General features: G+C 57.1%; 18 protein-coding genes. 9 read left to right on the top strand and 9 right to left on the bottom strand.

The genetic code is table 11. The annotated features are described in order from the left end of the window. Nucleotides 1-169: 169 nt before the first annotated feature. From DSM25558_RS08340 to DSM25558_RS08325, 4 genes are all read right to left on the bottom strand, one after another. Nucleotides 170-2,074, bottom strand: a complete 1,905-nt coding sequence (locus tag DSM25558_RS08340; RefSeq protein WP_077103853.1) for a HAMP domain-containing methyl-accepting chemotaxis protein — start codon at nt 2,072-2,074, stop codon at nt 170-172. Nucleotides 2,075-2,430: 356 nt separating this feature from the next. Next, nucleotides 2,431-5,895 carry a chromosome segregation protein SMC gene (gene smc / locus DSM25558_RS08335; RefSeq protein ID WP_077103666.1) on the bottom strand — a complete coding sequence of 1,155 codons (3,465 nt, stop codon included), beginning with the start codon at nt 5,893-5,895 and terminating at the stop codon, nt 2,431-2,433. 261 nt (nt 5,896-6,156) lie between these two features. Beyond that, nucleotides 6,157-6,837: a DsbA family protein gene (locus DSM25558_RS08330; protein WP_077103664.1), complete on the bottom strand. Its 681-nt coding sequence runs from the start codon at nt 6,835-6,837 to the stop codon at nt 6,157-6,159. 137 nt (nt 6,838-6,974) lie between these two features. Then, nucleotides 6,975-7,484 (bottom strand): DUF721 domain-containing protein, encoded by a 510-nt coding sequence (locus DSM25558_RS08325; RefSeq protein ID WP_077103662.1) that lies wholly within the window; start codon nt 7,482-7,484, stop codon nt 6,975-6,977. Nucleotides 7,485-7,564: 80 nt separating this feature from the next. Between DSM25558_RS08325 and mutY the strand changes: the two genes are divergently transcribed. Next, a complete protein-coding gene (gene mutY, locus DSM25558_RS08320) occupies nt 7,565-8,668 on the top strand; it encodes an A/G-specific adenine glycosylase (RefSeq protein ID WP_077103660.1) in 1,104 nt (367 codons plus the stop codon). Between the two features lie 52 nt (nt 8,669-8,720). Next, the gene (locus DSM25558_RS08315) at nt 8,721-9,332 is read left to right on the top strand and encodes an HAD family hydrolase (RefSeq protein ID WP_077103658.1); all 612 of its coding nucleotides are present in this window, start codon (nt 8,721-8,723) and stop codon (nt 9,330-9,332) included. Nucleotides 9,333-9,739: 407 nt separating this feature from the next. Here DSM25558_RS08315 and DSM25558_RS08310 read toward each other — a convergent pair whose 3' ends face one another. After that, a complete protein-coding gene (locus tag DSM25558_RS08310) occupies nt 9,740-10,885 on the bottom strand; it encodes a site-specific DNA-methyltransferase (RefSeq protein WP_077103656.1) in 1,146 nt (381 codons plus the stop codon). A 201-nt stretch (nt 10,886-11,086) separates the two neighbouring features. On the opposite strand from DSM25558_RS08310, the gene DSM25558_RS08305 reads away from it, so the two are divergent. Beyond that, the gene (locus tag DSM25558_RS08305) at nt 11,087-12,172 is read left to right on the top strand and encodes a hypothetical protein (RefSeq protein WP_077103655.1); all 1,086 of its coding nucleotides are present in this window, start codon (nt 11,087-11,089) and stop codon (nt 12,170-12,172) included. Here the strand turns inward: DSM25558_RS08305 and DSM25558_RS08300 are convergent. The 3 genes from DSM25558_RS08300 to DSM25558_RS08290 all read right to left on the bottom strand — a co-directional run bounded on the left by DSM25558_RS08300 (nt 12,162) and on the right by DSM25558_RS08290 (nt 14,045). Further along, entirely contained in the window at nt 12,162-12,608 is a 447-nt protein-coding gene (locus DSM25558_RS08300; RefSeq protein WP_077103653.1) for a DUF1284 domain-containing protein, read from the bottom strand. The genes DSM25558_RS08305 and DSM25558_RS08300 overlap by 11 nt on opposite strands. Further along, the gene (locus tag DSM25558_RS08295; protein ID WP_077103651.1) at nt 12,605-13,183 is read right to left on the bottom strand and encodes a biotin transporter BioY; all 579 of its coding nucleotides are present in this window, start codon (nt 13,181-13,183) and stop codon (nt 12,605-12,607) included. Before DSM25558_RS08295 ends, DSM25558_RS08300 begins: the two co-directional genes overlap by 4 nt. Before the next feature lie 181 nt (nt 13,184-13,364). Further along, on the bottom strand, nt 13,365-14,045 hold the full coding sequence (locus tag DSM25558_RS08290; RefSeq protein ID WP_077103649.1) for a GntR family transcriptional regulator: 681 nt from the start codon (nt 14,043-14,045) through the stop codon (nt 13,365-13,367). A gap of 146 nt (nt 14,046-14,191) precedes the next feature. Between DSM25558_RS08290 and DSM25558_RS08285 the strand changes: the two genes are divergently transcribed. The 3 genes from DSM25558_RS08285 (at nt 14,192) to DSM25558_RS08275 (ending at nt 15,527) form a co-directional block, all read left to right on the top strand. Then, entirely contained in the window at nt 14,192-14,881 is a 690-nt protein-coding gene (locus DSM25558_RS08285; RefSeq protein WP_077103647.1) for an HAD family hydrolase, read from the top strand. 71 nt (nt 14,882-14,952) lie between these two features. Further along, nucleotides 14,953-15,228 carry a BrnT family toxin gene (locus tag DSM25558_RS08280; protein ID WP_077103645.1) on the top strand — a complete coding sequence of 92 codons (276 nt, stop codon included), beginning with the start codon at nt 14,953-14,955 and terminating at the stop codon, nt 15,226-15,228. Then, nucleotides 15,213-15,527: a BrnA antitoxin family protein gene (locus DSM25558_RS08275; RefSeq protein WP_077103643.1), complete on the top strand. Its 315-nt coding sequence runs from the start codon at nt 15,213-15,215 to the stop codon at nt 15,525-15,527. Before DSM25558_RS08280 ends, DSM25558_RS08275 begins: the two co-directional genes overlap by 16 nt. A gap of 24 nt (nt 15,528-15,551) precedes the next feature. Here DSM25558_RS08275 and DSM25558_RS08270 read toward each other — a convergent pair whose 3' ends face one another. After that, nucleotides 15,552-16,097, bottom strand: a complete 546-nt coding sequence (locus DSM25558_RS08270; RefSeq protein ID WP_153366661.1) for a PilZ domain-containing protein — start codon at nt 16,095-16,097, stop codon at nt 15,552-15,554. A 229-nt stretch (nt 16,098-16,326) separates the two neighbouring features. Here DSM25558_RS08270 and thrC point away from each other — a divergent pair, with 229 nt between their 5' ends. Genes thrC through DSM25558_RS08255 form a run of 3 tightly spaced genes read left to right on the top strand, consistent with a single transcriptional unit; the run spans nt 16,327 to nt 19,681 of the window. After that, the gene (gene thrC, locus DSM25558_RS08265; RefSeq protein ID WP_077103641.1) at nt 16,327-17,727 is read left to right on the top strand and encodes a threonine synthase; all 1,401 of its coding nucleotides are present in this window, start codon (nt 16,327-16,329) and stop codon (nt 17,725-17,727) included. 16 nt (nt 17,728-17,743) lie between these two features. Next, a complete protein-coding gene (locus DSM25558_RS08260; protein ID WP_077103639.1) occupies nt 17,744-19,042 on the top strand; it encodes a M16 family metallopeptidase in 1,299 nt (432 codons plus the stop codon). A gap of 48 nt (nt 19,043-19,090) precedes the next feature. Then, nucleotides 19,091-19,681 carry a GNAT family N-acetyltransferase gene (locus DSM25558_RS08255; protein ID WP_077103637.1) on the top strand — a complete coding sequence of 197 codons (591 nt, stop codon included), beginning with the start codon at nt 19,091-19,093 and terminating at the stop codon, nt 19,679-19,681. The last annotated feature ends 3 nt before the right edge of the window (nt 19,682-19,684 follow it).

Below are 19,684 nucleotides of genomic sequence, written 5' to 3'. Positions count from 1 at the left end.
ATTATTTTTCAACCCTTTACAGCATTGTCACAGTGTTGGAAACGGCCTGTGTTCCACGATGCCACCGCAGTGCAGCATAAATGCGGCGTTAGCCGCTCCAGCGGCAAAAAAACCGCCCGCGACAGACGCGGACGGCGTGACACCCAACAATTCGTTCAGATGCGTCGGCTTAGAATTCTTCCCAGTCAGCCTTGACGGCGGCATTGCCGCTGAAGGCGGATGCAATCTTGCGGCCCAATGCGCGGGCTGGAGACTGAACCGGGCGCTCGACGCGCGTTGCGGCACGAACTGGGGCCTCATAACCGCCGCCCAGCTTGAACTGGCCCAGCAGGTGGTTGAGCGAAGCGGCTTCACGGGCAAGACCATGGCTTGCCGCCGTCTGCTCTTCCACCATGGCTGCGTTCTTCTGCGTGTCCTGGTCCATCTGGTTCACAGCGGTGTTGATCTTCTGCAGGCCGGAGGACTGCTCCTGCGCCGCATCCACGATCGCCACCACGTGACGGTTGATTTCCTGAACTTCGGTCACGATGGTTTCCAAAGCGCGGCCGGTTTCGCCGACCAGCTGCACGCCCTGCTGAACCTGGCCGTTCGACGTCGTGATCAACGCCTTGATTTCCTTCGCAGCCTTTGCAGAGCGCTGCGCCAGTTCACGCACCTCCTGCGCCACCACCGCAAAGCCCTTGCCGGCTTCACCGGCACGGGCCGCTTCCACACCGGCGTTGAGCGCCAGCAGATTGGTCTGGAAGGCAATCTCATCGATGACACTGATGATGTTGGAAATCTCCGACGAGGACTTCTCGATCTGCTCCATGGCAACAACCGCCTTGCGAACGACATCGCCAGACTGTTCCGCACCTGTGCGTGCCTTGGCCACGAGTTGGCCGGCTTCCTGAGCACGCTTGGTCGAATCCTTCACCGTCGTGGTGATTTCTTCCAGCGCTGCTGCGGTTTCTTCCACCGATGCGGCCTGCTGTTCCGTGCGCTTTGCCAGATCATCGGCAGCGGAGCGGATTTCATTGGCACCGGCATCGATACCACGCGCATTTTCGGCCACACGGCTGAGCGCCGACTGAAGTTTTTCGGCAGAGCCGTTGAAGTTCTCGCGGACCTTGTCCAGATGTGCGGCAAAGGGCTGGCTGATGCGGAACGAGACATCGCCATCCGACAGGCGCGACAGAGCATCTGCGAGATTATCGACGGCAAAGCTGGTGTCGGCTGCTTCTCTCGCCTTCTGCTCTTCACGTGCCATCCGCTCTTTTTCGGACAGGCTGCGATTGGCTTCCGTTTCCTGTTCAAGACGCAGACGCTCGATGGCATTGTTGCGGAAAACAACCACGTTCTGCGCCATTTTGCCGATCTCGTCTTTGCGCTCAGCGCCTGGAATTTCCAGATCGATATTGCCGGATGCGAGCGATGACATCGAGCCGGTCATGACCTGAATAGGCCTGATGACACCGCGCAGGACGATGAAGACACAGGCGGCAGCGCAAGCAACGGCAATCACGCCAAGAATGAGCAAAGTGTGCAAGATGAACGACTTGAGCTCTTCGCCAGCCGTCATGCCGTCACGGGCTGCGTCGAGCTGAATCGCGATCAGTTTGGAAACGGCTTCGCCCAACGGGTCAATGATTGCGTAGAGTTTGCCATCTGCAAATTTACCGATTTCCTCGATATCGCCGCCTCTGAGAAGCGTCACAATGCCTTCGATTTTCTCATCAGCCGATTGGCGCATGCGTTGAAAATCATCCGCAAGGCGTTTCTCATCGTCTTCCATATAAGTGCCGCTATAGGCGGCCCATGACTTGTCGATATTCTGCTTGGCATCACGAATGTTCTGAATGCCCTGATCGACACTTAGGGAACCACCGCTGACCTTATGGACAGTATCGACAATCTTCACGGCATAATCATCGGAGATGGATTTGAGCTGGGCCATCGGCATGACCCGATCCGCGACGATGCTGCGCAGAAGCCGTGCTTCTTCATTCAAAGCGTAAAAAGAGAATGCGGAGGTAACCGCAAGTATTGCCACAAGGAAAAATATGCACGACAAAAGTTTGGACCGAATAGACATGGAAATCCTCTTGAGCGACGCATTCACCATAAAATCGCAGGCTATTCGGAACGACACACGGGTAGTTTCCAGAACACGCACAAAAAGAATGCTATTGAACAATTAATTAGATGTGAAACATAACCATTCTGCCGAAAAATTCATCAAATTGCTCGCGTCTTGATCATCATTGCTCGCATGCAAGAAAAAACACCAACTCAGGGATGAGCAATATTCATCTGACGATATGACGAAGCCAACTTTCAAGAGAAAATATAAGGCAACACATCATCAGGATAGATGAATAACTATACTTCACGTTACGGGAGTTCGAGCTGCCTTTGCAGTAATTTTCGTAAAAAATCGAGGTTGACGGGTCAGACGGCTTCAATCAGCCGTTCAGCCATCTGCAAATCGACCGAAACGAGCTGCGAAACGCCCTGCTCGGCCATGGTGACGCCGAACAGGCGATCCATGCGCGCCATGGTAATAGGGTTGTGGGTGATGATGACGAAGCGCGTGTCCGTGGTCGCCGCCATTTCGTCCATCAGATTGCAGTAACGCTCCACATTGTGGTCATCCAGCGGCGCGTCGACCTCATCCAGCACGCAGATGGGTGCGGGGTTGGTGAGGAAGACTGCGAAGATCAGCGCCATCGCCGTCAGCGCTTGCTCGCCGCCCGAAAGCAGCGTCATGGTCTGCGGCTTCTTGCCCGGCGGGCGGGCGAGGATTTCGAGGCCTGCTTCCAAGGGATCGTCGGATTCGATCAATTGCAGTTCCGCCGTGCCGCCACCGAAGAGATGGGTGAACAGCCGCTGGAACTGCGTGTTGACGATATCGAAGGCGGCAACCAGACGTTCGCGTCCTTCGCGGTTGAGATTATGGATGCCAGCGCGCAGCTTGCGCACCGCATCGATGATGTCGTCGCGTTCCTTGATCAGCGCTGCCAGCTTTTCGGAAAGCTCCGCCTGCTCCTCATCGGCGCGCAGGTTGACCGCGCCCAAGCGTTCGCGCTCGATTTTCAGCCGGTCCAGATCACGCTCGACCTCGCGCATGTCTGGCATCGGGGCATCGACCGCCAGACCTGTCAGCCTGAAGGCCAGATGCGGCTCGACATTCAACGCTTCGCGGATGCGATGTTCGCCTTCCCCACGTTTTTCGCGGGCGGAAACCAAGCGTTCTTCGGCGCGTCCACGTTTTTCGCGTGCTTCTGCCAGCTCCGACAGGGCGATGGTAGCAGTGCGGTCTGCCTCACGTTGCAGGCTTTCCGCTTCAACCAACTGATCGGCAGCCTGTCGCCTTGCTTCCTCGGTCTTTTGTAGTTGCGTCAAGAGATTGCGACGCTTCTCATCGAATTCTTCCGGCGCGATATCGAGCTCTGCAAGCTCATCGCGGGCTTCGTCTTCGCGTTCGCGCAGCGTTGCGATATGGCCGCTGGCGCTGGCGGCGCGGCCCTGCCATGTGGCACGTTCCTGCGCGATGGCGTTGATACGGCGCTGGCGCGCTTCCGCCTCGCGGTTCAGGCCTTCATGCTTTGCGCGGGCTTCGGCCAGAAGGCTGCGATCGGTTGCGACCTCAAGCTGGCTTTCGCGCAGGCGCAGATCGAGATCGGAGAGATCGGCAGCGTCTTCCAGTTCGATGCGGGCATTCTCTTCTTGAACGGCAATGTCCTCGATCTGGCCGCTGATCTGGTTGATCGCTTCGGAAACGATATCGCGGCGGCGCAGAAGATCACCGGAGGCGCGTTCGGCCATGGACAGTTCATCGCGGGCTTCGACAAGTTGGCGCGACGCGATGCGGCTGCGTTCCCGCGCGTTGGCAAGCTGGCTTTCCACCAGACGAATCTCGTCGGCACTGGCGGCAAGCTGCTCTTCCGCTTCCTCCAATGCGTAGCGTGCCTCTTCGACCTCACCTTCCAGCTCGGCAAGGCGGTTTTTCTGGGCAAGCCGAAGCGCCGCGTTACCGGGAGCATCGGCGCTGGTGATGTGGCCATCCCAGCGAAACAGCGCACCGTCTTTGGTGACCAGTCGCTGACCGGGTTTCAGCGTGGGCATCAGCCGCTTGGCGTCATCAACGTTTGAAACGATACCGGTCTGACGCAGCGTGCGTTTCAGCGCCTCCGGCCCTGCGACATGCGCAAGCAGGGATGCAACGCCCTCCGGCAGCGCCGGGTCTGCGGCACCTTCGCCGTTTGCGGTCCAATAGGCCGGGGCGGCAGGGTCCAGCGGACTTTCGAGATCATCGCCCAAGGCGGCACCGAGGGCTGCTTCAAAGCCGCGATCCACCCGTAATTCTTCTGCCACGGGCGTGAACGAACCGGAGACGGCACCGGCGGCCAGCATTTTGGATATGGTGCGCGCTTCGGTTTCCAGCGCGTTGAGACGGTTGCGCGCCATATCCACCGGTCCACGCGCCAGCGCTTCCGCCGAACGTGCATTGGCCACCGCCGATTCGGCTTCCTCCACGACAATCAACGCGTCTTCGACGGCGATTTCGGCCGCCTCCACGCTTTCGCGCTTTTCAGATGGGTCCGGCAGGCCGGAGAGTTTTTCATCGATATTTTCGATTTCGGCAGCAGCATCCGACGCTTGACGGTCAAGCCGCGCTTTCCGATCCGCCAGATCGCGGATGGTGCGTTCCAGTTGGGTGCGGCTGGCTGAGGCCTCGGCGCGTTCTGCGGTTAGGGCGGCGAAAACGCGTTCGCTCTCGGCCAGCTTGGTGGCGGCTTCGTCGAACGCCTCACGGGTTTCCTCGGAATAGCGGCCGGAGTCGGCCAGAATTTCGATGATTTCGGCTTCTTCCGAATCCAGACGCGCGAGAATTTCAGCATTGTCGGAAACCATGCGCTCTTCGCGCTCGATATCCTCGCCCAGTTGCGCCAGACGACGGGCAAGCTCGTCACGGCGGCGCAGGATGCGGTTGGTTTCTTCATCCAGCTGCGTGCGGGCGATTTGCAGGCGTTGCAGAGCAGCGGCGACCTTGGCCTCGTTTTCACGCAGTTCCGGCAGCTTGAAGCTAGCAAGCCCTTGCGCCTTGGCCGCTTCCATCTGTGCCTGCGCCTTTTCCGCGACCACGTTGGTTGCCTGATTGAGCGCGCTTTCCGCCTCACCTTCGGCCTGCTTGGCCTCCACCCAGCGGATGTGCAGCAAGGTCGCCTCGCGGGCGCGGATATCCGCCGACAGCATCTTGAAGCGGTTGGCCTGCCGCGCCTGCCGTTTCAGGCTTTCGATCTGGCTTTCCAGTTGCGCCGTGACATCTTCCAGCCGCTCCAGGTTGGTTTCGGCGGCGCGCAGGCGCAATTCCGCCTCATGCCGGCGCGAATGCAGGCCGGAAATGCCCGCCGCCTCTTCCAGCAACTGTCGACGTGCCTGCGGCTTGGCGTTGATGAGTTCACCGATACGTCCCTGCCCCACCATGGAGGGCGAACGTGCGCCGGTGGAGGCATCGGCAAACAGAAGCTGCACATCCTTGGCGCGGGCTTCCTTGCCATTGATGCGGTAAACCGAGCCGTTTTCGCGTTCGATACGGCGCGTGACCTGAATTTCGTCGGCATCGTTGAAGGCTGCAGGCGCCGTGCGGTCGGAATTGTCGAGGTAGAGCCCGACTTCGGCGGTGTTGCGGGCGGGGCGATTGCCGGAGCCGGAGAAGATGACGTCATCCATGCCGGATGCGCGCATGTTCTTATAGGAGTTTTCGCCCATGACCCAGCGAAGCGCTTCGACAAGGTTGGACTTGCCGCAGCCGTTGGGGCCGACGACGCCCGTCAGTCCCGGCTCGATGATGAATTCGGAAGGCTCCACGAAAGATTTGAAGCCGAGTAGGCGCAGCTTGTTGAACTTCATGCTGCCGTACCCTTTTCCAAGAGAGAAATGGGCCTATTGGGCTGGAAAGCGGTGATCCCCGCCGCCCTCATTCCTGTTCCCCGGATCAAGTCCGAGGATGCCACAGGAGTCCAGCCACGGTGCGTCTGCGCCGTGAATGAACCATATTCTTTAAGAGAAGAGTCTTTCGCGCCCAAGGACTTGGGCGCACCGGATTCCTGTGACAGGCACAGGAATGAGGGCAGCCTATTAGGGCCGCCCGTCATATCGAAACGGAAGGATTTACAGCAGGCTGTCGACAAGAGCCGACATGTTTTCAACAGACATGTCTCCAGCGTAGCGCTTTCCGTTGATGATGAAGGTCGGGGTCGAGTTGACGCCGAATTCCGTCGCACCGCGTTGCATCGTTGCGTTCACATCATCCAGAAGCTTCTGGTTCGTCAAGCAGGCCTCGAATGTCTCCTGTGAAAAACCGGCCATTTTCGACATTTGCAGCAAAGCAGCACGTGCGTCCTGTGCCGTTGCCCAGCTTTGCTGCTGTTTGAACAGCATGGAAACGAACGGGTAGTACTGCTGTTCAGGTGCGCAACGGGCCAGCATGAAGGCAGCCGCAGCGCGCGGATCGAACGGGAACTCACGGATCACGAAATAAACTTTGCCCGTATCGATGTACTTCTTTTTGATTTCATCGAACGTCTTATTATGGAAATTCGCGCAGTGCGGGCATGTCATGGACATGTATTCGACGATCTTTACCGGTGCATTCACGTCTCCAAGACCACGGTCTGGAAGCGGGCCGGGTTTCATGACGGCGGCCATATCGACATTACCGGAAGATTCCGGCAAATCCTGCGCAAGGGCGACACCCGGCGTCAATGCAAATGGCAAGGCGGCGGCAACTGCGGCAAGGGCGACACCACCAAGAAGATTGCGGCGGGTGATATTGAATTCGGGAAAATGCATCAAGCACCTGTTTGTGAAAGACTGAAATTGTCTACAATTGCGATATAGCGGCCACCTGTTGAGAACAAGCGGCCATTTCTTTTCTTCTTGTCAAAGAATTGTGACCAGTCAAGGACAGTGTGCGTCTTTAGGCTGCGTCAAATCGTGCCGCGACGAACACGCTTTTGCAAAACAGCGGTTCCAAGGCGCTCCACGGCCTTGCGCAAAGCCTCGCTTTCAATGCCGTCCATCATGCCTTCCAGGCGCTTTGCAGCCTCGCCACGCAAGGGCTGCGGCTTGGGGCGGCGATTGAGCGTTTGCGATACCGGTTTCTGAACGATCCTGATCTGCCGAACCGCCGGAAAGCCGAAAAATCCATTGATACGCGCAATCAACTCGCCCTGTGCGTGGGTCAGAAACAGCGCGCGCGCGCCTTCACACGCAATGGTCAGAACGCCCGCCTGATATCCGCCACGGTCCGGCCCCTCATCACGGCGCGGCCATGTGATTTTTTCCGGGCGGGTACAATCGGCAAAGTCGGCACCTGCAATTTCGTCCCACGAACCGAGCAAGGCGGTGCTGATACCGGCCCGTTTTGCCAGAACCGGATCGATAATGCCGTTTGCGATTTCGGCAATCTGGATAACGCCTTTGCGGGGCTTTTTCATTCTCTACTCGTGAACTGGTGGCTTGATCGGCGCAAGCGGATGAACCAAGTATAGGCGCAATACGAGGGCCACAGCAAACCATGCTTCATAAAATCGAACACCCGCCTTATGCGGATATGCTGCTGGCGTGGTACGACCGGCACCACCGCGACCTGCCGTGGCGCACGTCGCCGCCCATGACGGCCAGGGGATTGCGGGCCAATCCATACCATGTCTGGCTGTCGGAAGTGATGCTGCAGCAGACCACTGTGCAGGCGGTAAAACCTTATTTCGCCAAGTTTCTGGCCCTTTGGCCGAACGTCGAAGATTTGGCGGCGGCACCCAGCGATGACGTGATGGCTGCGTGGGCCGGGCTTGGATATTATGCCCGTGCACGCAACCTGAAGAAATGCGCCGAAGCCGTCGCCAACGCGCACGGCGGTGTGTTTCCCGATACCGAAGAGGGTTTGAAAAGCCTGCCGGGCATTGGCGATTATACCGCGGCAGCCATCGCCGCCATTGCCTTCAACCGGCAGGCGGCGGTGTTGGATGGCAATGTGGAGCGAGTGATTTCCCGCCTGTTTTGCATCGACGCTCCCCTACCCGGCTCCAAGGGTGTGATGCGGGCGAAGGTGGCGGAGATCACCCCTGCGAACCGACCCGGTGATTTCGCACAAGCCATGATGGACCTTGGGGCGACGATCTGCTCACCAAAGCGCCCGGCCTGCGCGCTCTGTCCGTTCAACAGCCACTGTCTGGCCCTGGCGCAGGATGAACCGGAACGCTTTCCGATGAAGGCGGCCAAGAAGGAGAAGCCGGTGCGCGTCGGCGCGGCCTTCGTTGCGGTAAATGACAAAGGTGAAATTCTGCTTCGCCGCCGTATCGAAACCGGGCTTCTCGGCGGCATGACGGAGGTGCCGACCACGGCATGGACGGCCCGCATCGATGGCGGAACCGGCACGGAGCATGCGCCCTTCGACGCGGAGTGGGAACCGGCAGGCACTATCGTGCATGTGTTCACGCATTTCGAACTTCGGCTTTCCATTTTCCGGGGTAAAGTTTCAGGACGCGTGCAACCCGGTGCTAATGACGAATGGTGGGAGCCAGTCACAAATCTTGAAGCTCAGGCTCTGCCAACGGTGATGAAAAAAGCCATCTCTCAGGCTATTCCTTCGGCCTTCAAAGCACCGGGCCGAAAAGTGTGACGCGGTTTTCGGATAACCCGATGCTTATGCAAGAAAGTAGCAGGAAAAATTGATGACAAAGATCAATCACATCGTTTTCGACATTGGCAAGGTTCTGATCCATTACGACCCAAACATTCCCTACAGCCGATTGATCCCCGACGCTGACGAGCGGGTATGGTTCTTCGAAAACGTCTGCACCCATGAGTGGAACCTGGAGCAGGATCGTGGACGGACTTGGGATGAGGCCGAAGCGCTGCTTTTGCAGGATCACCCCGACCACGAAAAGACGATCCGCGCCTTTCGCCTGCACTGGCATGAAATGGTGTCGCATTCCTATGATGATTCGGTCGACATTCTGAAAGACCTGATCGCATCCGGTCACGACGTGACGATGCTCACCAATTTCGCCTCCGATACGTTTCGCGAAGCGCAGAAAATGTACCCGTTCCTGACGCTGTCTCGCGGCGTAACGGTTTCGGGCAATGTCGGTCTGATCAAGCCCGATGTGGCCATTTATGAATTGCATGCGCAGACCTTTGACCTCGACCCTGCCAGCAGCATTTTCATCGACGATTCGCTGCCGAATGTAGAAGGGGCGAAAGCTGCCGGGTGGCAGGCGGTGCATTTTACCGGTGCGGAGAAATTGAGAGCCGATTTGGCCACATATGGCATCGCCATGTAAGATGAGAATGGCTGGTGCAGGCGAAAATGGCGGTCTTCTACCTGCACCAGTCTGGTCGCAAGCGACCAGATTTGTAAATCTCATATCCGGGAAAGTTGCCGCCTTCGTTATTTGCGAATCATGTTTTGCCGAAAATCAATTCTGATTTCCGGCCAGACCCGTTGGCGGCTTGCTGTGGCTCCCTTGGACACACAGCTACAGAGCCATACTTGCTCCAGGCTTGCCATGCAATTGATATATTTAAGAAAATTCTGCTATGATTAATAACGAATACACAGACGCCCGACGTTCAGGGAACGCCGGGCGTCTGTTACTCTTCACCCGGGACTGAAGGTACTAAAACCGGATGAAGTATGTGGGGCGGCAAGACCGCCTTTGTGTTGACAAGGGCAAAGCGGTGGATCGCTTTATCCAGCCTTTGCCATTTCATTACGGATCAGCGTTCTCAGATCGTCGATCGGCTTCAAAGCCTCACCATCTTCATAGTGCCAGAACGTCCAGCCATTGCAGGCATCCAGTCCCTGCACCTTTGCACCAAGACGATGAATGGAACCGGCGGTACCGGCAGAGGCAATGGTCCCGTCCGCACGGATGATGGCGCTGTAACGGCGTTTCGCATCCGTCAGGACCTGACCGGGGCGAACCAGACCGCTTTCGAGAAGCACGTTGAAGGCAACACGCGGCTCGGCCTTCTTGCCAGTCATGACGGTGAGTTCCGCCTTGCCCAGAGGCTCGACGGCGGCGATGCGTGCAGAGGCGGCGTCGATATAGTCCTGCTCACGCTCGATGCCGACGAAGTGACGGCCGAGACGCTTGGCAACTGCACCTGTCGTGCCGGAGCCGAAGAAGGGGTCGAGCACGACATCGCCTGGCTTTGTGGAGGCCATGATGATGCGGGCAAGCAGTGCTTCCGGCTTCTGGGTTGGGTGGACCTTCTTGCCGTCGTCGCCCTTCAGTCGCTCTCCGCCGCTGCAAATGGGAAACAGCCAGTCGGAACGCATCTGAACGTCATCGTTGGAGGCTTTCAACGCTTCGTAATTGAAGGTGTAGCCTTTCGCCTTTGCATCGCGGCTGGCCCAGATCATGGTTTCATGCGCGTTCTGGAACCGGCGCCCCTTGAAGTTCGGCATCGGGTTGGTCTTGCGCCAGACGATGTCGTTCAGAATCCAGAAATTCATGTCCTGAAGAATGGAGCCGACGCGGTAGATATTGTGATACGAGCCGATAACCCAGATGGTGCCATTGGGCTTCAGCACGCGGCGGCAGGCCAGAAGCCAGGCGCGGGTAAAGGCATCGTAAGCTTCGAAAGATGCGAACTGGTCCCAATCATTATCGACAGCATCGACCAGCGACTGGTCCGGACGGTGAAGCGTGCCACCCAGCTGAAGATTATACGGTGGATCGGCAAAGATCGCATCGATTGACTGGCTGGGCAGAGCCTCGAGAGCGGCAACGCAATCGCCCTTTATGATACTGTCTTTCCAGGCATCGCTTTCACCTGCAAGATCAAAACCGGCGTGCCGAAAATCGGCCAGCGGAAACACTGATGCCATAGGTACTCGCTCCATACGCTTACTCGACTGAACTGACGCTATGGTTACCGAAGATGGTTATCAAAGGCTGAACGCGTGGCAGAAAAATCAAAAAAAACAGTCGGTGGAACAAGATGCATATGATTATCGTTGTGATTTCGGAATTTTGCGCGCCATCTAGCAGATGGAGCCAAGGGTATGGGTTGCAGGGGTAAATACTAGATGCGCGTTTCACTGATTATCGTTTCCACGCTTTTCGCGACGACTGCTTTTTCACAGGAAGCGAAACCACCGGTTATCAAACCGCAGATCAACGTCAAGACGGATGCAGTCCTCGTTCAGGGTGGACCTTCTCTGGGCAACAGCGACAAGGTGCGTTGGGATTTCTACAAGGCCGACAGCATCGGCGGACGGAGCGATGAGAATGTCGGTGGCGCCTACGACGCGACATTCGAAGAGAAAATACCGGTCGGCAAATATGTGGCGGTGGCTGCCCTCGGCAATATCAGCCGCGAGGTACCCGTCGATGTGAAAGACGGTGCTGTTGCGGAGGTGAAGGTTGATTTCAATGCGGCGCAACTGACCATCGTGCCTAAGCGTAGCGAAGACAGCAAGGAAGCCGAGCCGCTTGCACGGGTCGAGGTAAAACACGGTGCCGGCTTCAGCGACAGCATTTATGGATCAAAGCAAATCTTCGTGCCTGCCGGTGAATTGACACTGGAGGGCCGGATTGGCCCTGCCCGTGCGCAAGAAAAGATTACCGTCAAGGCGGGTGAGACCATCAGCCACGATATCATCATTCCAAGCGGTGTCGTGGTCACCAACGCGGTCTACAAAGAAGGTGGCCGCGCGGTGGAAACAGACAATATCCGCTTCGAGACCCTTTCCCCTGACGAAACGCTGGATGGCACGCGTGAAACCCTGACCGGCACCTACGGTGTAGGCAAGATGATGCAGATGCCCGCCGGCAACTTCATCATGCGTGCGCGGCTGGGACAGGTTAGTGTCGACACACCCTTTACCGTGACCGCCGGACAGCGCACGAACCTGACCGTCAATCTGAACGCTGGCGTTTTGGCTGTTTCCGCGCCGGATGCACAGCGCATCGACATTCTCGAAACGACCAAGGACATTCAGGGAACCCAGAAGGAAATTTCAGGGCGCTACGACACCAAGCATCAGGAAACCCTGCGTCCAGGCAATTACGTGGTGAAAGTTACCTATGACGATAAATCCAAGCGTGAACCGAAGGAAGTCAACGCAACGGTAACCGCCGCTGAACGTACCGAACTGAACATCACCGAATAACCTTGGAAGCCATCTGCGGCGCGATTTTTACGCCGCAGAAATTGGATTCAGAGATGCGGTCACAGAGGCTCGTCCATTCGCAGCCCGAACATGCCTTTCTCAGATGGCCCTGTTGGAAACCGGACCGAAGCTTATCGATGAAGGCTTTATCCGGCTTGATGCGGTCGCCAGTTTTAGGCGTTTCGCCAAGCCACTCTGCCACGACGGCCAAGGCGTTTGCGTCCCGTCTATTCACACTCTCCTTGAAGCAGTGTGCGGCATCATCGCCCAGCAGGGGTGCGCAGATGTCGTCCGGTCCGGATACGATTTCAATCTCTTCTCCGCCATTCAACCGCTCGGCCACACGGTCGTAATTGACTGTGAAGCCGGGCGTATAACCTTTGCCGACATAGGTCAGCATGCAGAGCAAATGATGTGCCCTGAGACGAACCGTCATTTAGAGGCTTCTGCACGTAGCGCGACGACTTTGAGAACGGCAGCGGCAAGAGCGGATTTCACAACGGCACCCAAAATGAAAGGCGCAACGCCCGCGATCCAGGCTTTTTCAGCACCCAACAGACCTGCGAGCCATGCCCAACCGAGAGTGAGACCCAACGCATTTGCGGAGAGATGCAGCAGGAAACTGCCAACCGGACGATGACCGTTGATACCCTTTTCCGTCATGAAGCCCACAAGCGCCACCATGATGGGGAAGGAAACGAGGTAACCGGCGGTCGGCCCGACAAAGGGTGTAAGACCGGATGAACCGCCAGCAAGAACCGGCAGGCCGAGCATGGCTTCACCGAACCATGCAAGCACTGTCAACGTCCCGAGCCGCCAGCCATAGAGCGCGCCGATCATCGTGACAGCGAAAGTCTGCATGGTAATCGGAACCGGGATCATCGGGACTGAGAGTTTCGAGGCCAATGCCAAGACCAACGTTCCAGCAACCACGAATAGGGCCTGCTGGACAAAGGATTTTGATGAGAGATCGAGAAAACCGGAGGGAGCGTTGCGAATCTGAGCCGTCATAGTGTCTTCCTTTTCAAATTATAGATAATTCCTATAAAGACGGCATGATTGATAACGAAAAACCCATGGGAAGCCAGAGACGGGTATCAAAATTTATTCACGGATAATCACACCATGTGGATAGACTTCACATAAATCTTATTAAATCAGCAGCTTAGTGCTATTTAAAATTATCTATAATTTATCCGACGATAACGAAGGCGTCGCGGGTCAGGCCAGTCGAGGTCCGGATTGCCGTGCGGCCAATCCACTGCACATGCCCATCCAGAATGCGCACCGCCTCCTCCGCGCGGTCGCCACGCAGGGCATCGATAATGGCGCGGTGGTCGGTGTCGGTGCGCCGTTCCCATCCTGCCCGCCACGCCGAAAACAGAAAACGCGCGCTCGCCGCATGCAGTCCGTCGATCGCTTCCATCAATCGCGGCATGGCGCATGGCGCGGTGATAAGCCGGTGAAAGCGACGGTTGGCTTCCTCCCATTGGCGCACATCCATGGCCCTGTCACCCGCCAGCGTTGCCGCTTCCGCTTCGTCCAGAATGGCTGGCGTCATATTAGGAATGGCGTGGCGCAGCGCCAGCACTTCCAGTGCCGCCCGCATCTCGGCAACTTCCTGCACATCGGGCAAGCCGAAATCGGCCACCCGCACACCGCGGCGCGGAATACTGACGGCAAGCCCCTGCGCCTCCAGACGACGAAACGCCTCGCGAACCGGAACATGCGAGGCACCAAACTCCTCGGCGACATGATCCTGCCGCAGCCGCTCGCCGGGGGCGAGTTCCCCACGCACGATACGGTCTGCCAGGGTTCGGCTGATTTTTGCGGCGATAGTGTCTTCGGGTTTGGTTTTCGGAGTTTTGGCCATGGCATGACATAAAGCGCGGCACGAAACTTGTCGAGCAAGGCTCGTCTGCAATGGCATCGGTTGAGCTTATGGTCCACATGGTCTAAAAGCGCCCGAATATTTCCGTATCAACCGTTTCCTCCATACCCAATCGCTAAGGAGAGCCCATGAGCGGCTTTGACCTCATCATTTTCGACTGCGACGGCGTTCTCGTCGATTCCGAAATCATCGCCGCCCAGGTTGAAGCTCGCCTGCTGACGGATGCCGGCTACCCCATCTCGACCGAGGAAATGGGCGAGCGCTTCTCCGGCATGACGTGGAAGAACATTCTTCTCGAAGTCGAGCGCGAAGCGAGCATTCCCCTATCCGCATCGCTGCTGGAAAAATCCGAAAAACTTCTGGATGCGCGGCTCGAGCGTGACGTGAAGGTGATCGAAGGCGTCAAGACAGCACTGTCGCGCCTGACCCTGCCACGCTGCATCTGCTCCAACTCCTCCAGCGCCCGTCTGGAGATGATGCTGACCAAGGTTGGCCTGAAGCCTTACTTCGAAGGCCATATCTATTCCGCCAAGGATCTGGGAGCTGACCGCGTCAAGCCGAAGCCTGATATCTTCCTGCATGGCGCGAAACAGTTCAACGTCTCACCGGACCGCGTTGTGGTGATCGAAGATTCCGTTCACGGCATAAAAGGCGCACGCGCCGCAGGCATGCGCGTCATCGGCTTTACCGGCGCATCCCACACCTACCCCAGCCACGCGGATCGCCTGACGGATGCTGGTGCGGAAACCGTGATCGCCCGGATGCAGGACTTGCCTGCGACGATCGAAGCGCTGTCGGAATGGGCTGGGGTGGCTTGAGTTGCCATGCAGATATTTTCCTGATTTGAGTAACGACATTGATATTTTAATAAATGTAGCTACATTAATTCATGAAGATTATCTGGGACGAGCCAAAGCGACTCGCCAATATCGACAAGCATGGTTTTGACTTTGCCGATATCGGCGAGTTTGATTGGGGAAATGCCATCGTTGAAGAAAGCCTGGTCAGTGAGCGAAACCAGCGGCGCTTCAAGGCGGTAGGATATTTCCGCGAGGGAACCGCTGCAGTCATCTTTGCGACGCTCGGGGCGGAAGCGATCTCCATTGTAAGCTTCCGGCAGGCGAGCGAAAAGGAACGAAGGAGGCTGCCTTGGCCAAGACCTTAAAAGCAAAGACCTTCCAAGCCGGACGTGGATATAGCGAAGCCGATTGGGACGCCGTAGACTTTCCCGAAATCCCTGAAGCTGAGCTAAAGCGTGCGCGACCTGCTGCAGAGGTTTTACCCGCAGAATTTTTCAAGGCCATGGACGAACAGCGCGTGTCCCGCGGACGCCCTGCGCTGGAAAACCCGAAGAGACAAATCACGTTGCGTCTGGATGAGGACGTTATTGCCAGGTTTCGTCAAAGCGGAAAAGGCTGGCAGGGCCGCATGAACGAAGCCCTACGCAAAGCCGCAGGGCTCTAGAGCCAAGCAAACATCCTGGCTACCCTACCCGCGCCGACCCTTCTTCGTGCCAGCACCGCCCTCATCAAACGAGATGAAAACATTGGTCTGGCGCGATGCGCCGCCGGGTCCGTTGGGAATGGCAACGTTGGGGTTGTTGAAGATGAATTGCGTGCCCGCATCGCCTGCTGGAAGATCGACAGGGAAATTCGTGACCTGCGAGAAGATTTCGCCGTTGCCGTCCTTCACCGTCACGCGGATAGGAAGGTTGATGCGGCCGGGCTTGGAGAGCGGGCCGGGAACAAGGCGGCCCTGCGCCAGCACATTCACAGTCAACGTGTCGTTGCTCATGCTGCAGGAACGCGTCGTATCGGAAAGCGATGCCTGATAGACGAGCTTCGTCGGATCGCTCCCACCACCGGCGTAAACGCGGTGTACGGCGTTGGAGTCGAGAATCGTGATGCCCGGGCAATTCGCCTGAACAACCGGTGACACAGCCTCAGCGGTCGGTGCATTCACCGCCATCGAGTCCGATGGATTGGAAGAGTTGCAACCGCTGATCACAGCCAGAAGCGATATGGCGGCGGACAAACGCAAAATATTCCCTGTCACTCTGTTCAACCCTTCAAAAACTACACCGATATAGGACCGTAGAACCCGTTTATTGGCCTTTCATGCCCGTCGGCGATGGTCTATAGCAGCGGCGCTGGAAAAAATCGATTGGTTGCGTTCGGATTTGCTCTAAATTTGCAAAATCCTTCACAACGCTGCCAAACACGGGCTTCCAGCGCAGACGACGCCGACGATAAGGGACTATCTCGTGGAATATGTATCGACCAGGGGCAGCGCCCCATCTCTTGGTTTTTCCGACGCGCTTCTGGCGGGTCTGGCGCGTGACGGTGGACTTTACGTTCCCCGCAAATGGCCGAACATGTCGAAAAAAGAAATTCGCGCGCTTCGCGGAAAAACCTATCAGGAAGTCGCCTTCGAGGTTCTCTACCGCTTTACCGGCGGCGAGATTCCGTCCGATGCATTCCGCGCGATGATCGATGATGCCTACGCCACGTTCCGCCACCCGGCCGTCGTTCCCTTGGTGCAGACCGGCCCCAATTCGTTCATTCTGGAACTTTTCCACGGCACGACGCTCGCCTTCAAGGACGTGGCGATGCAGCTTATCGCCCGCCTGATGGACTACACGCTGACAGAGCGCAACGAACGCGCCACCATCGTCGGCGCAACATCGGGTGATACCGGTGGCGCTGCCATCGATGCCTTTGCGGGCCGTGAGCGGACCGATATTTTCATTCTGTTCCCACATGGCAAGGTTTCGCCGGTGCAGCAGCGCCAGATGACCAGCTCGACGGCATCCAACGTGCATGCGATTGCCGTTCACGGCAATTTCGATGACTGCCAGACCCTCGTCAAAGAGATGTTCAACGACGGCAAGTTCCGCGATAGCGTCAAGCTGTCGGGCGTGAACTCCATCAACTGGGCGCGCATCATGGCGCAGGTCGTCTATTACTTTACGGCAGCGCTTTCGCTGGGTGGTCCTGACCGGAAGGTGTCCTTCACTGTCCCCACAGGCAATTTCGGCGACATTTTCGCAGGTTACGTTGCCAAGCAGATGGGCCTGCCCATCGACAAGCTGGTGATTGCCACCAATGACAACGACATTCTGGCGCGAACCCTGAAGACCGGTCGTTACGAAATGCGCGGCGTTCACGCCACCACGTCGCCGTCCATGGATATTCAGATTTCATCCAACTTCGAGAGGCTTCTGTTCGAAGCCTATGATCGTGATGCTGGTGCCGTCAAACGCTCCATGGATGGCCTGAAACAATCTGGCGCTTTCGATATTTCCGACAAGGCGATGAAGTTCATCAAGCGCGATTTCCGCGCAGGCCGCGCTACGGAAAAACAGGTTGCTGCGACCATTCGCGATACGTTGGCGGAAAGTGGCTACCTGCTTGATCCACACACGGCCTCTGCTGTTTTCGTGGCGAAAAAGCACGAAAAATCAAACACTCCAATGGTCACTTTGTCCACTGCGCATCCGGCGAAATTTCCTGCAGCTGTAAAATCCGCTTGCGAAATCGATCCAGCGCTTCCAGTATGGCTTGCTGATCTGATGAACCGGGAGGAGCGTTTCGATATCCTGAATGCTGAGCTGGACGCCGTAGAAACATTCATCGGCAAACATGCTCGCGCCAAGGGTGAGTGACGCGGAAAGACTTGATATGAGTGTGAATGTAACCCGGCTTTCCTCCGGGTTGACGGTTGTTACCGAAAGAATGCCTCACCTTGAAAGCGTCGCTCTCGGGGTCTGGATCAAATCCGGTTCCCGCAACGAGACCGATGACGAGCATGGCATCGCGCATCTTCTCGAACATATGGCGTTCAAGGGCACTGCCCGTCGCACTGCGCGGCAAATTGCCGAGCAAATCGAGAATGTCGGCGGCGAAGTCAACGCCGCGACATCCACCGAAACCACGTCCTATTACGCCCGTGTTCTGAAAGATCATGTTCCGCTGGCAGTTGATATCCTCGCCGATATCCTGACGGAGTCCGCCTTTGACGAGGCGGAACTGGAGCGTGAAAAGAACGTCATCCTGCAGGAAATCGGTGCTGCGACTGATACGCCAGACGACGTTCTCTTCGATAATTTTTCCGGTGTCGCCTATCGTGACCAGACCATCGGTCGCCCTATTCTGGGTACGCCCGATACGGTGCAGTCCTTCTCGACAGGCCAAATTCGCCACTATCTGGCACGCAACTACACCACCGACCGCATGTTCGTGGTGGCCGCAGGTGCTGTGGATCACGAAAGCTTCGTCAAGCAGGTTGAAGAGCGTTTCGCCGGTCTGCCGCAGCTTCCGGTCGCGACCCCCGTTATGGAAAAAGCGATCTATACCGGCGGCGAAATTCGCGAGACGCGTGATCTGATGGATGCGCAGGTCCTGCTGGGCTTCGAAGGCAAGGCCTATCACGCCCGTGATTTCTATTGCTCGCAGATCCTCGCCAATATCTTGGGCGGCGGCATGTCTTCTCGGCTGTTTCAGGAAGTCCGTGAATTTCGCGGCCTTTGCTATTCGGTCTATGCGTTCCATTGGGGCTTTTCCGATACCGGCATTTTCGGCATTCATGCCGCGACCGGCAGCAACGACCTGGCGGAACTGGTTCCCGTCATTCTCGATGAGCTTCGCAAATCGTCGCAGACCATCCATCAGGAAGAAATTGACCGCGCCCGGGCACAAATCCGTGCTCAGCTTTTGATGGGTCAGGAGAGCCCCGCGGCGCGTGCCGGGCAGATCGCCCGTCAGATGATGTTGTATGGCCGCCCTATTCCCAATGACGAGATGATGCAGCGTCTGGGTGATATCACGACAGAACGTCTAACCGATCTTGCAGGCCGCCTGTTTTTCGATACAGTTCCAACATTGTCCGCCATCGGCCCGCTGGAAAACCTGCTGCCGCTTTCGGACATTACGGCTGAGCTTTCGGCAACGCCATCCACCAAAATACAGGCTAACGGCTGACGGCAAGGGCATATGTCCGCGGCAAGTGGGGATGAGGTCTGACCTTACATGCTGCGTTTTCTTTCCCGCAACAGCGATACACCGGAACTTCGTAACGCCCAATATCTGCTGAGATTGCCGCGCTATTCCGACTACAGGCAGTGGTACAAGCTGCGGTCGGAAAGCAGGCAATTCCTCCAGTCATGGGAGCCGACATGGCGCGCCGACGAGTTGACCGAGAGTTCGTTTCGCGTGCGCGTGACCCGCAACGGCCAGGAATTTTCCTCGGGCATGGCGATATCGCTGCTGCTCTTTACCCGGGATGGAACGCTGCTGGGCGGCATCACCATCGGTTATATCAGGCGCGGTGCCGCGCAAAGCTGCATGATTGGATACTGGATAGGTGAGGCTTACGCGGCCCAAGGCCATATGTCTGCCGCATTAAAGCTGGTAATACCCTACATCTTCGACGGACTTCAGTTGCACCGTATTGAGGCAGCCTGTATTCCAGAAAACTTCAAAAGCATACGGCTGCTTGAAAATGCCGGATTTCAGCGGGAAGGTCTCTTGCGGGAATATCTGAAAATAAACGGCAATTGGCGGGACCACGTCATGTTCTCCCTCATTTCCGATAAGCAAAATCCCGCCGGGACGCAGTAGGAT

Origin of the sequence: Agrobacterium sp. DSM 25558 (genome assembly GCF_900100825.1) — a bacterium.
Taxonomy (GTDB): domain Bacteria; phylum Pseudomonadota; class Alphaproteobacteria; order Rhizobiales; family Rhizobiaceae; genus Agrobacterium.
Note: the sequence above shows the minus strand (reverse complement) of the source record. Positions and strands in the feature narration are given on the sequence as shown.